A 12,867-nucleotide genomic window follows, 5' to 3' on the forward strand; every position below is an offset into this window, starting at 1 on the left:
AACATCACACTCGAGTAGAACCGTCCATGCTGGTTAGCCAATACAACCCTATCCTTGTCGTCCTCTCCTTTGTTGTTGCTATCCTTGCGGCTTATACCGCGCTGAATATGGCTGCACGCGTCGCCGGGAGTCAGGGTGCCGCTGCGCGCATCTGGCTGGCGGGGGGCGGTATTGCAATGGGTATTGGCGTGTGGGCCATGCACTTTATCGGCATGCTGGCGATGGATCTCTCCATGAGCATGAGTTACAACGCGACCCTGACGATTTTATCCATGGTCATCGCCGTCGGTTCGTCACTGTTTGCACTATGGCTCGTCAGCTGCGAGCAGTTGCGCTTACGCCGCCTGCTGCCCGGCGCGCTGGTGATGGGAAGCGGTATTGTGGCTATGCATTACACCGGTATGGCGGCGCTGGAAGTGATGCCCGGGATTATCTGGGACAAAGGCTGGGTGGCCATGTCTGTCGTGATTGCACTTGCAGCTTCGCTTGCTGCATTGTGGCTGACGTTTCGCCTGCGTCACGAAGCCGCGCAGGTGGTACTGATGCGCATGGGGGCCGCCATCACGATGGGGGTTGCCATTGCCGGCATGCACTACGCAGGAATGAAAGCCGCACAGTTTCCGATGTCTACGATGGTTCATCATCAGGGCATCAACGGAAGCTGGCTGGCGGTGCTGGTCAGCGTCGTCGCGCTCTCGATTCTGGGGATCACGTTGCTGGTATCGATGCTGGATGCCCGCCTGCAGGCACGTACCGCCCTTCTGGCCTCGTCGCTTGCAGAAGCTAACCGGGAGCTCGCTCAACTGGCATTGCAGGATACCCTGACGCGCTTGCCCAACCGTATCCTGCTGGAAGACAGACTCGATCAGGCCATCAGCAAAGCCGATCGTGAAGGTACCCATTTTGCCCTGATGTTCATGGATCTCGACGGTTTTAAAGCCATCAATGACGCCTACGGTCATGATATCGGTGACAGGCTACTGGTCGCCGTTACGCAGCGTCTGCTGCATCTCCTGAAGGGCCAATTCACCCTTGCACGCATTGGCGGCGATGAGTTTGTTCTGCTGGCAGAGGGAGAAGGACCGGACGATGCGGCCTCGCTGGCAAATTCGCTGGTGCGGGCCATTGATAGCCCGTTCAATATCGACCCCTATGAACTGGTGGTGACTCTCAGCATAGGCATCGCGCTGTATCCTCACGACGGCAAAAGCGAACGTGAGCTGATGTTTAACGCCGACGCAGCGATGTACCACACCAAGCACATGGGTCGAAACGGCTATCACTTCTTCCAGCCCTCCATGAATACTCTGGCACAGACCCATCTTCAGTTAATGAACGACCTGTGGATGGCTATCGATCGCAATGAACTGCGCCTGCTTTATCAGCCAAAGTTTCAAGCGCCTGCTGGACCTCTGCTCGGGTTTGAGGCGCTGCTGCGCTGGCAACACCCTAAACAGGGGTTACTGACGCCGGACCTTTTCCTGCCGCTGGCGGAAAAAACCGGGCTCATCATCCCCATTGGTAACTGGGTAATCAACGAAGCCTGTCGTCAGCTGAGGGAATGGCACCTTCAGGGACATCATAACTGGTCTATGGCAGTCAACCTGTCGACATTGCAGTTTGAACAACCATCGCTGGTTAAAACGGTTCTCGACTGCCTTGCCCTTCATCACGTCCCGCCGGAAATGCTCATTCTGGAAGTGACGGAGACCACAGCAATGAGCAACCCGGATGAAAGCGTGCGGGTGCTGACAGAGCTGACGGATGCCGGAGTGAAAGCCTCCATTGATGACTTTGGTACTGGCTATTCCAGCCTGCTCTATCTTAAGCGTTTACCGGCGTGTGAACTGAAGATCGACAGGGCGTTTGTGAAAGAATTAAGTGGTGAAAGCGAGGATGCGACCATTGTCTCAGCGATTGTGGCCCTCGCAAAAACGCTGAATCTAAAAGTCGTGGCTGAAGGTGTGGAAACCGAAGCGCAGCAAACCTTTTTGACGGAGCTGGGCTGTAACACCCTTCAGGGCTATCTGTTAGGTAAGCCTGTCAGCGCGCAGACCATCGAGACGCTTTGCGCCCGGGGCGAAATGTTGCCTGGCGCTGAGCTGTAATCATCATGTGGCGATACTCGCATGATCGGGAGTGTCGCCAGAATACTATCGACCAGGGCGGGAGCCTGCTGATAAAGATTAAAACTGTCGCTATTCATTAACCAGTTTTTAATGATTCCGCTAAAAAAACCGTGGAACACAATCATTGTCAGTTCAACATTCACCTGCGGCGCAACGATTTTTCGGGAAATACATTTTTCCAGCGTGACGCGCAAAAAGTCATAATTGAATCCAATCCGTTTTCTGATTTCAGCCTCGGAAATCATATCGCTATTAAATTCACATTTATGATACAGAATTTGCAGAAGCGCACATTGACGGGGCTCCCGTGCAATATACTGCAATGCAGTAATAAATTGCTCACGAAGCATTAACAACGGGTCATCGTTTTCAGAAAGAGAAAGTCTGTCGCGAATAACATCCCGAAGCGGTAACTGCTGTTCCCAGATAGCGTTAAATATTTCGGCTTTACTGGCAAAATGCCAGTAGATTGCGCCGCGCGTCACCTTCGCGGCATCCGCGATATCCGTCAGGGTCGTGTTGGCTACGCCTCGCGTCGCAAACTGCCCGATAGCCGCCTCAATCAACTGCTGTCGGGTTTGTTGAGCCTCTTCTTTCTTTTTACGTGCCATAGACAGCTACTCGTTACTCACAAGGTTGATACGGGACACCGGGTTAAGATGTGCGAAAGTATTCACTAAAACGCGTTTTAATTTTGCACAAAAAAAGTCAATCTTCTTAATTTATAATCAAAGTAAATACATAATGATATTTATATTCACAGAATGAATAGATAAGCGCATTAAACCTTATTTACCTGATAAGTTTGACAGAAGTATACCCGCATTTTATCCGGGTCTGATTCTGATTTTCCCGTCAGGCCTCGTCATTCGCACTTATAAATTAAAAAACATTAAATACCCTCATTATTATACGCAGCTACATTTTATTTTTTCCCTGTCCCAACTACCGATCTACGGCAAACATCGGTTAATGGGTATTTAAAGGAACAGTAATGACGAATCATTTCAGACGCTTGCCCTTATCCGTTTTCATTGTCTGCGCTGTACTGCTCACTGGATGCGATGGCCAGGAAAACCAACAACAACATGCGCAGGCACCTCAGGTCAGCGTTCATATTGTGAAAAGCGCGCCTCTGGCTGTCACAACTGAACTCCCGGGTAGAACAGATGCATTCCGCGTTGCGGAGGTTCGTCCACAGGTTAGCGGTATCGTCCTGCGCCGCAACTTCACGGAAGGTAGCGATGTAAAAGCAGGGGATTCACTGTACCAGATCGATCCTGCGCCCTATCAGGCGGCCTATGACAACGCGAAAGGCGAGCTGGCAAAGGCACAGGCGGCTGCTAATATTGCGCACCTGACGGTGAAACGCTACCTCCCGCTGATGGGAACACAGTACGTCAGCAAGCAGGAGTATGACCAGGCCGTAGCCACGGCTCAGCAGGCAGATGCCAGCGTCGTCGCTGCAAAAGCGGGCGTTGAAAGTGCACGCATCAATCTTGCTTACACTAAAGTGACGTCCCCTGTTGATGGCCGCATCGGTAAATCCAGCGTGACGGAAGGGGCGCTCGTCACGAACGGGCAAGCCGCAGCGCTGGCAACGGTCCAGCAGCTTGATCCGATTTATGTCGATGTCACCCAGTCAAGCAATGAATTTATGCGTCTGAAGCAGACGAGCCTGCAAAAAGGCGATAAGGCTAGCAGCGTTGAGCTGCTGATGGAGAATGGTCAGCCCTATCCGCTGAAAGGCACGTTGCAGTTCTCTGACGTTACGGTGGATGAAAGTACTGGATCAATTACCCTGCGCGCCATTTTCCCTAACCCTCAACATCTGCTGTTACCGGGGATGTTTGTTCGTGCCCGCATTGATGAAGGCACACAGCCAGATGCCATTCTGGTTCCGCAGCAGGGCGTTACCCGCACACCGCGCGGCGACGCAACCGTACTGGTGGTTAATGATAAAAATCAGGTTGAATCACGCACTGTTGTTGCACCTCAGGCAATCGGCGATCGCTGGCTGGTGACGGAAGGGTTGAAAAACGGTGACAAAGTGATCGTCAGCGGCCTGCAAAAAGTCAGGCCTGGGGCTACCGTCGTTGCCACGCCTGATACCACCACGGCTCCCGCCAGTTAAGGAACGACGACATGGCTAATTTCTTCATTCAGCGGCCGGTTTTCGCCTGGGTACTTGCCATCATTTTGATGATTGCAGGCGGCCTGGCGATTCTCAAATTGCCCGTTGCCCAGTATCCGACAATTGCCCCTCCTGCCGTGGCGATTTCCGCAACCTACCCCGGCGCTGACGCCCAGACGGTGCAGGATACCGTGACCCAGGTTATCGAACAGAACATGAACGGTATCGATAACCTGATGTATATGTCTTCCACCAGCGATTCAGCAGGTAACGTCACCATCACCCTGACCTTCGAGTCAGGAACAGACCCCGATATCGCCCAGGTCCAGGTGCAGAACAAGCTGCAGCTTGCCATGCCGCTGCTGCCGCAAGAGGTACAGCAGCAAGGGATTGGCGTTGAGAAATCCAGCAGCAGCTTCCTGCTGGTCGCCGGTTTTGTTTCGGACAACAAAAGCCTGACGCAAGATGATATCTCCGACTATGTCGCCTCGAACGTCAAAGATGCTATCAGCCGAACGACGGGTGTCGGCGACGTCCAGCTGTTTGGCGCCCAGTATGCGATGCGCATCTGGCTCGACAGCAACGCGATGAATAAATACCAACTGACGCCGCTGGATATTATCAACCAGCTGAAAACGCAGAACGACCAGATAGCGGCAGGTCAATTGGGTGGTACGCCATCGGTTCCTGGACAACAATTGAACGCCTCTATCATCGCGCAAACTCGCCTGAAATCACCGGAAGAGTTTGGCCGCGTGACGCTCAAGGTGAACCAGGACGGCTCAATGGTTCACCTGAAGGATGTCGCTCGCATTGAGCTCGGCGGCGAAAACTACAATATGGTGACCAAAATCAACGGGCAGGCAGCAACCGGCCTGGGGATTAAGCTGGCAACCGGGGCAAACGCGCTGGATACCGCGGCAGCCATCAAGAGCAAGCTGGCGCAACTGCAACAGTTCTTCCCACAGGGGCTTAAGGTCGTCTACCCCTATGACACCACACCATTCGTGAAAATCTCCATTCACGAAGTGGTGAAAACCCTGTTTGAAGCGATCATTCTGGTCTTCCTGGTCATGTACCTGTTCCTGCAAAACCTGCGGGCGACGCTCATCCCAACTATCGCGGTGCCGGTGGTTCTGCTGGGTACCTTCGCGGTTCTGGCGGCGTTCGGTTTCTCCATCAACACCCTGACGATGTTCGGGATGGTACTGGCGATAGGGCTACTGGTTGATGACGCCATCGTGGTGGTCGAGAACGTTGAGCGCGTGATGGTCGAGGACAAACTGCCGCCGAAAGAGGCCACGCAGAAGTCGATGGAGCAGATCCAGGGCGCGCTTGTGGGGATCGCGATGGTTCTCTCGGCGGTATTTGTTCCCATGGCTTTCTTTGGTGGCTCGACAGGTGCTATCTATCGCCAGTTCTCGCTGACTATCGTTTCCGCCATGGCGCTCTCCGTTCTGGTTGCGCTGATCCTGACGCCAGCACTCTGCGCCACGTTGCTTAAGCCCGTCTCCGGCGATCATCACGAGAAAAAAGGTGGCTTCTTCGGCTGGTTTAACGCGCGTTTTGATAAGAGCGTGGAACACTACAGCAACAGCGTGAGCGGTATTTTGCGTAAGACCGGCCGTTACCTGGTGGTATACGTCATTATTGTCGGTGGGATGGCGGTGCTGTTCCTGCGCTTACCTACCTCCTTCCTGCCCGAAGAGGATCAGGGGGTGTTTATGACGATGGTTCAACTCCCGGCGGGTGCGACCCAGACGCGGACTCAGCAGGTTCTCGACCAGGTTCAGGACTACTATCTGACCAAAGAGAAAGCGAACGTTGAATCCGTCTTTACCGTTAACGGCTTTAGCTTTAGCGGTCAGGGCCAGAACTCCGGTATCGCCTTCGTCAGCCTGAAGCCCTGGGAAGAGCGTTCGGGTGAAGAAAATAGCGTTGAGGTGATCGTGGGCCGTGCAACGAAAGCGTTCAGTAAGATTAAAGACGGCCTTGTGTTCCCGTTTAACTTGCCTGCCATTATTGAGCTGGGAACCGCAACAGGTTTCGACTTCGAACTCATCGATCAGGCTAACCTGGGGCATACCCAGCTGACGCAGGCGCGTAATCAATTGCTCGGCATGGTGAAAGAGCACCCTGACCTGCTGGTTCGCGTGCGTCCTAATGGTCTGGAGGATACACCCCAGTTCAAGCTGGATGTCGACCAGGAAAAAGCGCAGGCGCTGGGTATTAGCCTCTCTGACGTCAACCAGACAATCTCAACGGCATTGGGCGGCACCTATGTGAATGACTTTATCGATCATGGCCGCGTGAAAAAGGTCTATGTACAGGCCGACGCAAAATTCCGTATGTTGCCAGGGGACATCAACAACCTCTACGTGCGCAGCGCAAACGGGGAAATGGTGCCGTTCTCATCCTTTAGCAGCGCGCACTGGGTTTATGGTTCTCCTCGTCTGGAGCGCTACAACGGCATGCCATCTATGGAAATTCTCGGTGAGTCCGCGCCGGGCAAAAGTACCGGTGAAGCCATGGCCTTAATGGAGAGCCTCGCAGCAAAATTGCCTTCTGGTATCGGCCATGACTGGACGGGAATGTCTTATCAGGAACGGCTTTCAGGAAACCAGGCGCCTGCACTGTACGCCATTTCACTGATAGTGGTGTTCCTGTGTCTGGCTGCCCTGTACGAAAGCTGGTCCATTCCCTTCTCTGTTATGCTGGTTGTGCCGCTGGGTGTCATCGGGGCTCTTCTCGCAGCATCGCTGCGCGGGTTAAACAATGACGTCTATTTCCAGGTCGGCCTGCTGACGACGATTGGATTATCGGCGAAAAACGCCATTCTGATCGTCGAATTTGCTAAAGACCTGATGGAAAAAGAAGGTAAAGGGATCATTGAGGCCACACTGGAAGCATCGAGAATGCGCCTTCGCCCGATCCTGATGACCTCCCTGGCCTTCATTCTTGGCGTCATGCCGCTGGTGATCAGCACCGGGGCCGGGAGCGGCGCGCAAAACGCAGTCGGTACGGGCGTTATGGGAGGCATGCTTTCCGCAACGCTTCTGGCCATTTTCTTTGTGCCCGTTTTCTTTGTGGTCGTCCGGAGACGATTTACCAACCATAAGGATTAACGTATCCCTGAAGGCACCGTTTGGTGCCTTTTGTATTTTTAATATAAACAACGAATTAGACATTACCGAATTGCAGTGTTAAAAAGGCAGCTGTTTGCATTAAGTAAGCATTCCCTTTTACCGCTCCATAATTTCTCCATGAATTTATCCTGAAAAGGATTTTTCTCCATGATTTTTACAAAGTACATAATTTGAGATTATTCCTCGTGTAACGGGAACTTACCCTGGTGGTAAAATAACCTCCAGTTCGTTAATAGCCCTCCTGGCTTTGTAGCGAATGAGAAATAATACTGAGGTAACATCATGAAAAGATTCATTTCCGTTGCACTTCTCGCTGCGCTGCTTGCTGGTTGCGCGCACGACTCTCCATGTGTACCGGTTTACGACGACCAGGGTCGACTGGTTCATACCAATACCTGTATGAAAGGCACTACTCAGGATAACTGGGAAACAGCAGGTGCTATCGCCGGCGGAGCCGCCGCTGTGGCGGGTTTGACGTTGGGTATCGTTGCCCTGACGAAGTAATATTTGTTCAGAAAGCGCGGCTCCGGCCGCGCTTTTGCTTTTAATGAGTGCACTGTTTTCCAGTAAGTAAAAAAATAGCCCCGTATTTATTCTTTCCTGTAATTTCAACCGACCACGTTTAACATCTTTTTCTTATACCCGATCTTTTTCACACGTTAATACTATTGAATACTCTGCCAATATTCACTCCAGAAACTATCTCTTCTTTTTATCTCATACCCATTGAAACTTTTGCTCCGATTTGTGGCGCAGGTTGTAATTTCGCACCGTTTCGGGGCGCTCGTTTTATTTAAGCCTGTCTACACTCAGCATTAAGCGTTCACTCATCACGTATTTTGTTGAACGCAAAACTGGCATTACGTTTGCTTTATAAATGTTGGCCAACGCCACAGACAGGTAAAGCGTTTTAAAAACGCCTCTATAACGATAAGTTTCGCCACACAGGATGCATTATGAAAAAGACGATGATAGCCAGCCTGGCTGCTGCAGGCATGATGTTTGCCGTAGCCGGTCAAGCCCATGCGGGAACGACACTGGATGCCGTTAAAAAGAAAGGTTTTGTTCAATGTGGTATCAGTGACGGTTTGCCTGGCTTCTCATATGCCGATGCGAACGGCAAATTTACCGGTATTGATGTTGATGTTTGCCGTGGCGTTGCAGCTGCCGTTTTTGGCGATGACAGCAAAGTAAAATATACCCCGCTGACGGCGAAAGAACGCTTTACAGCGCTGCAGTCCGGCGAGGTCGATATGCTCTCCCGTAATACCACCTGGACCTCCTCCCGTGATGCAGGCATGGGAATGTCATTTACGGGCGTGACCTATTATGACGGCATCGGCTTCCTGACCCACAATAAAGCGGGCCTGAAAAGCGCTAAAGAGCTGGATGGCGCGACCGTGTGTATCCAGGCGGGTACCGATACCGAGCTAAACGTCGCGGATTATTTCAAAGCCAATAAGATGAAATACACCCCTGTGACATTCGACCGCTCGGATGAATCAGCCAAAGCGCTGGAATCCGGTCGCTGCGACACTCTGGCCTCTGACCAGTCACAGCTGTATGCCTTACGCATTAAGCTAAGCAACCCGGCTGAGTGGATTGTCCTGCCTGAAGTGATCTCCAAAGAACCTCTCGGACCGGTTGTCCGTCGTGGCGATGAAGACTGGTTCTCAATCGTTCGCTGGACGCTATTTGCCATGCTGAATGCAGAAGAGATGGGCATCAATTCGAAAAACGTCGATGAAAAAGCAGCGAATCCTTCCACCCCGGACATGGCGCACCTGCTCGGTAAAGAAGGCGATTTCGGCAAGGATCTGAAGCTGGATAACAAGTGGGCGTACAACATCATCAAACAGGTGGGCAATTATTCTGAGATCTTCGAGCGCAACGTGGGATCGGAAAGCCCGCTGAAGATCAAACGCGGCCAGAACAATCTCTGGAATAACGGCGGCATTCAGTACGCGCCACCGGTACGTTAAGTCATTGTGGTAACGGGCACTGCTCTGGCAGTGCCCAATCCAGAGTCATGGTTATTGAGGTTTTTTTATGTCCCATCGCCGCTCAGCCGTAAAAGGATCGCTATCCTTTTCTCATCCCGCGGTCCGCGCCTGGCTATTCCAGATTATTGCTATTGTTGCGGTTGTTCTCATCGCCGTGTATCTCATCCATAACACCATAACCAACCTTAATAATCGCGGTATTACGTCCGGGTTTGCGTTTCTGGATCGCAGCGCGGGGTTTGGCATCGTTCAGCACCTTATTGATTACCAGGAAGGTGACACGTACGGACGCGTATTTGTAGTCGGCTTGCTGAATACGCTGCTGGTCTCAGCGCTTTGTATTGTCTTTGCTTCAATACTGGGCTTCTTTATTGGCCTGGCGCGTCTTTCTGAAAACTGGCTGCTGCGGAAACTGTCGACTGTTTATATTGAGACGTTCCGCAATATCCCCCCGCTGCTGCAGATCTTCTTCTGGTATTTCGCCGTACTGCGTAACCTTCCCGGTCCCCGCCAGGCCGTCGATGCTTTTGAGCTATTTTTCTTGAGTAACCGTGGGCTGTATATTCCTTCTCCTGAGTCTGGCGAAGGGCTGTATCCCTTCATTGCTGCGATTGTGATAGCACTTGCTCTCTCTGCCGGGGTATTCCGCTTTAACCGTAAACACCAGATTAAAACCGGTCAGCTTCGTAAAACCTGGCCCACGGCGGCAGTACTGATCGTTGGCCTGCCGCTATTGGCACACTGGCTGTTTGGGGCCGCACTGCACTGGGATGTTCCGCATCTGCGGGGCTTTAACTTCCAGGGTGGGATGGTGTTGATTCCTGAACTGGCTGCCCTGACGCTGGCGCTTTCGATTTATACGTCCGCCTTTATCGCTGAGATTATTCGTGCCGGGATCCAGGCCGTCCCCCACGGGCAACACGAAGCAGCGCGCTCATTGGGGCTACCTCATACGGTGACGCTTCGCCAGGTCATCATTCCACAGGCTTTACGGGTCATCATTCCGCCCCTGACCAGCCAGTACCTCAATATTGTCAAAAACTCGTCGTTGGCCGCTGCCATCGGCTACCCGGATATGGTGTCACTCTTCGCCGGAACCGTGCTTAACCAGACCGGACAAGCCATTGAAACCATCGCCATTACCATGTCTGTCTATCTGATTATCAGCCTGGTGATTTCATTGCTGATGAACCTTTATAACCGTCGTATAGCACTGGTCGAGCGCTAAGGATCTATGATGACAAAAGCGATACTGTCGCACTCCTCGCGCCCTGCCAACTCGACAGGTGGACGTTTCATTCTCTGGGCGCGTAAGAATCTGTTCTCCAGCTGGAGTAACAGCCTGCTGACGATTATCTGCCTGTGGCTCATGTGGGAATTGATCCCGCCTCTCCTGAACTGGGCGTTTTTACAGGCCAACTGGGTCGGTTCAACCCGAGCAGACTGTACAAAAGCCGGTGCCTGCTGGGTGTTTATTCATGAGCGCTTCGGCCAGTTCATGTATGGATTGTATCCCCATGAACAACGCTGGCGGATTAATCTGGCGCTGGTTATCGGCCTGCTTTCTATCGTGGCTATGTTCTGGAAAAAGCTGCCTCATCGCGGACGCTATATTGCCTGCTGGGCAGTGGTTTATCCGATTATTGTCTGGGCGCTGTTGTATGGGGGTTTTCTGGGACTGGAGCGGGTTGAAACCCGCCAGTGGGGCGGTCTGACGCTGACATTGATTATTGCTTCAGTGGGGATAGCCGGCGCTCTACCCTGGGGGATTCTACTTGCGCTGGGGCGACGTTCAAAAATGCCGGTTGTACGCGTGCTCTCCGTTATCTTCATCGAGTTCTGGCGTGGCGTACCGCTTATCACCGTTCTGTTTATGTCTTCGGTCATGCTGCCGCTGTTTATGGCAGAAGGCACAACGATCGACAAGCTGATCCGTGCCCTGGTCGGTGTGATTCTTTTCCAGTCTGCCTATGTTGCTGAAGTTGTGCGCGGTGGTCTGCAGGCGTTACCTAAGGGGCAGTATGAAGCGGCAGAATCACTAGCGCTCGGCTACTGGAAAACACAGGGGCTAGTCATTCTTCCCCAGGCACTCAAGCTGGTCATTCCGGGTCTGGTCAACACGATCATTGCCCTCTTCAAGGATACCAGCCTGGTGATCATCATCGGATTGTTCGATCTCTTTAGCAGCGTGCAACAGGCAACCGTTGACCCTGTCTGGCTGGGCATGTCCACCGAAGGGTATGTCTTTGCCGCCCTGATCTACTGGATCTTTTGTTTTAGCATGTCGCGCTACAGCCAGCATCTGGAAAAGCGCTTTAACACCGGGCGTACACCGCACTGAGGAAAATATGAGCCAGATTACTATGACACCTGCCGACGCGATGATTACGCTGGAAAACGTGAATAAATGGTACGGGCAGTTTCATGTCCTGAAGGACATCAATCTTAAGGTTAAGCAGGGCGAACGTATCGTTCTTTGTGGGCCTTCCGGTTCAGGGAAATCGACAACTATTCGCTGTATTAACCACCTTGAAGAACATCAGCAGGGGCGAATTGTGGTTGATGGTATCGAGCTGAATGAAGATGTCCGCAATATCGACCGTGTACGGCAGGAAGTGGGTATGGTGTTCCAGCACTTCAATTTGTTCCCCCATCTGACCGTTCTGCAAAACTGCACGCTGGCCCCCATTTGGGTGCAAAAAATGCCGAAAAAGGAGGCCGAGGCGCTGGCCATGCACTACCTGGAACGTGTGCGCATCGCTGAACATGCCAATAAATTCCCAGGGCAGATATCCGGCGGTCAGCAGCAGCGCGTGGCTATCGCCCGTTCGCTGTGTATGAAGCCTAAAATCATGCTGTTTGACGAACCGACATCTGCGCTGGATCCGGAAATGGTGAAAGAGGTTCTGGATACGATGATTGGGCTGGCACAATCCGGAATGACGATGCTGTGCGTGACGCATGAGATGGGATTCGCCAGAACCGTGGCTGACCGGGTGATCTTTATGGATCGTGGTGAAATCGTTGAACAAGCACCACCGGATGAGTTCTTTGCGCATCCTAAGTCTGAACGTACGCGGGCATTTTTATCGCAGGTGATTCATTAGTCGTTTGCTCTGCCGGGTGGCGGCTTCGCCTTACCCGGCCTACCGTTTTTTCGACGCATAAACGCAAAAAGGCCATCCTTTCGGATGGCCTTTTCACTTATTTGATGTCTGGCAGTTCCCTACTCTCACATGGGGAGACCCCACACTACCATCGGCGCTACGGCGTTTCACTTCTGAGTTCGGCATGGGGTCAGGTGGGACCACCGCGCTAAAGCCGCCAGACAAATTCTTTTACTTCTTGCCGAACTTTAACCTAAGTATAAAGTGGTGCTGATACCCAGAGTCGAACTGGGGACCTCACCCTTACCAAGGGTGCGCTCTACCAACTGAGCCATATCAGCACGCTAA

Annotated in this window: 9 protein-coding genes, 1 tRNA gene and 1 rRNA gene; 8 read left to right on the plus strand and 3 right to left on the minus strand. The window is 52.4% G+C overall.

Annotation, left to right across the window (positions count from 1 at the left end; all coding sequences use genetic code 11):
* Positions 1-26 precede the first annotated feature (26 nt).
* Positions 27-2,108, plus strand: a complete 2,082-nt coding sequence (locus ACWKXT_RS20760; RefSeq protein ID WP_454533321.1) for a putative bifunctional diguanylate cyclase/phosphodiesterase — start codon at positions 27-29, stop codon at positions 2,106-2,108.
* On the opposite strand, the gene envR is transcribed toward ACWKXT_RS20760, so the two are convergent.
* Complete coding sequence (envR, locus tag ACWKXT_RS20765; RefSeq protein ID WP_454529627.1) at positions 2,024-2,740, minus strand: acrEF/envCD operon transcriptional regulator; 717 nt, start codon at positions 2,738-2,740, stop codon at positions 2,024-2,026. The genes ACWKXT_RS20760 and envR overlap by 85 nt on opposite strands.
* A gap of 383 nt (positions 2,741-3,123) precedes the next feature.
* Between envR and ACWKXT_RS20770 the strand changes: the two genes are divergently transcribed.
* From ACWKXT_RS20770 to ACWKXT_RS20800, 7 genes are all read left to right on the plus strand, one after another.
* Entirely contained in the window at positions 3,124-4,263 is a 1,140-nt protein-coding gene (locus ACWKXT_RS20770; protein WP_454533322.1) for an efflux RND transporter periplasmic adaptor subunit, read from the plus strand.
* Between the two features lie 11 nt (positions 4,264-4,274).
* Positions 4,275-7,388: an efflux RND transporter permease subunit gene (locus ACWKXT_RS20775; protein WP_454533323.1), complete on the plus strand. Its 3,114-nt coding sequence runs from the start codon at positions 4,275-4,277 to the stop codon at positions 7,386-7,388.
* A 303-nt stretch (positions 7,389-7,691) separates the two neighbouring features.
* Entirely contained in the window at positions 7,692-7,913 is a 222-nt protein-coding gene (locus tag ACWKXT_RS20780; RefSeq protein WP_008502867.1) for a lipoprotein, read from the plus strand.
* Positions 7,914-8,365: 452 nt separating this feature from the next.
* Positions 8,366-9,391: an amino acid ABC transporter substrate-binding protein gene (locus tag ACWKXT_RS20785; RefSeq protein WP_080328367.1), complete on the plus strand. Its 1,026-nt coding sequence runs from the start codon at positions 8,366-8,368 to the stop codon at positions 9,389-9,391.
* 67 nt (positions 9,392-9,458) lie between these two features.
* Positions 9,459-10,640 (plus strand): amino acid ABC transporter permease, encoded by a 1,182-nt coding sequence (locus ACWKXT_RS20790; RefSeq protein ID WP_454529630.1) that lies wholly within the window; start codon positions 9,459-9,461, stop codon positions 10,638-10,640.
* Between the two features lie 9 nt (positions 10,641-10,649).
* Positions 10,650-11,753 (plus strand): amino acid ABC transporter permease, encoded by a 1,104-nt coding sequence (locus ACWKXT_RS20795; RefSeq protein ID WP_454533324.1) that lies wholly within the window; start codon positions 10,650-10,652, stop codon positions 11,751-11,753.
* A 7-nt stretch (positions 11,754-11,760) separates the two neighbouring features.
* Positions 11,761-12,519: an amino acid ABC transporter ATP-binding protein gene (locus tag ACWKXT_RS20800; protein ID WP_080328370.1), complete on the plus strand. Its 759-nt coding sequence runs from the start codon at positions 11,761-11,763 to the stop codon at positions 12,517-12,519.
* 106 nt (positions 12,520-12,625) lie between these two features.
* Here ACWKXT_RS20800 and rrf read toward each other — a convergent pair.
* Together rrf and ACWKXT_RS20810 are read right to left on the minus strand one after the other, a co-directional pair.
* A 5S ribosomal RNA gene (rrf, locus tag ACWKXT_RS20805) occupies positions 12,626-12,741 on the minus strand.
* 43 nt (positions 12,742-12,784) lie between these two features.
* Positions 12,785-12,860: transfer RNA gene (locus tag ACWKXT_RS20810), tRNA-Thr, on the minus strand.
* Between the last annotated feature and the right edge of the window lie 7 nt (positions 12,861-12,867).

Source organism: Enterobacter sp. UPMP701 (assembly GCF_053709515.1).

What these genes read in the sequence shown, in the direction of transcription:
- ACWKXT_RS20760 (WP_454533321.1), top strand. Translation starts at nt 27, where the DNA reads ATGCTGGTTAGCCAATACAACCCTATCCTTGTCGTCCTCTCCTTTGTT.
- envR (WP_454529627.1), bottom strand. Translation starts at nt 2,740, where the DNA reads ATGGCACGTAAAAAGAAAGAAGAGGCTCAACAAACCCGACAGCAGTTG.
- ACWKXT_RS20770 (WP_454533322.1), top strand. Translation starts at nt 3,124, where the DNA reads ATGACGAATCATTTCAGACGCTTGCCCTTATCCGTTTTCATTGTCTGC.
- ACWKXT_RS20775 (WP_454533323.1), top strand. Translation starts at nt 4,275, where the DNA reads ATGGCTAATTTCTTCATTCAGCGGCCGGTTTTCGCCTGGGTACTTGCC.
- ACWKXT_RS20780 (WP_008502867.1), top strand. Translation starts at nt 7,692, where the DNA reads ATGAAAAGATTCATTTCCGTTGCACTTCTCGCTGCGCTGCTTGCTGGT.
- ACWKXT_RS20785 (WP_080328367.1), top strand. Translation starts at nt 8,366, where the DNA reads ATGAAAAAGACGATGATAGCCAGCCTGGCTGCTGCAGGCATGATGTTT.
- ACWKXT_RS20790 (WP_454529630.1), top strand. Translation starts at nt 9,459, where the DNA reads ATGTCCCATCGCCGCTCAGCCGTAAAAGGATCGCTATCCTTTTCTCAT.
- ACWKXT_RS20795 (WP_454533324.1), top strand. Translation starts at nt 10,650, where the DNA reads ATGACAAAAGCGATACTGTCGCACTCCTCGCGCCCTGCCAACTCGACA.
- ACWKXT_RS20800 (WP_080328370.1), top strand. Translation starts at nt 11,761, where the DNA reads ATGAGCCAGATTACTATGACACCTGCCGACGCGATGATTACGCTGGAA.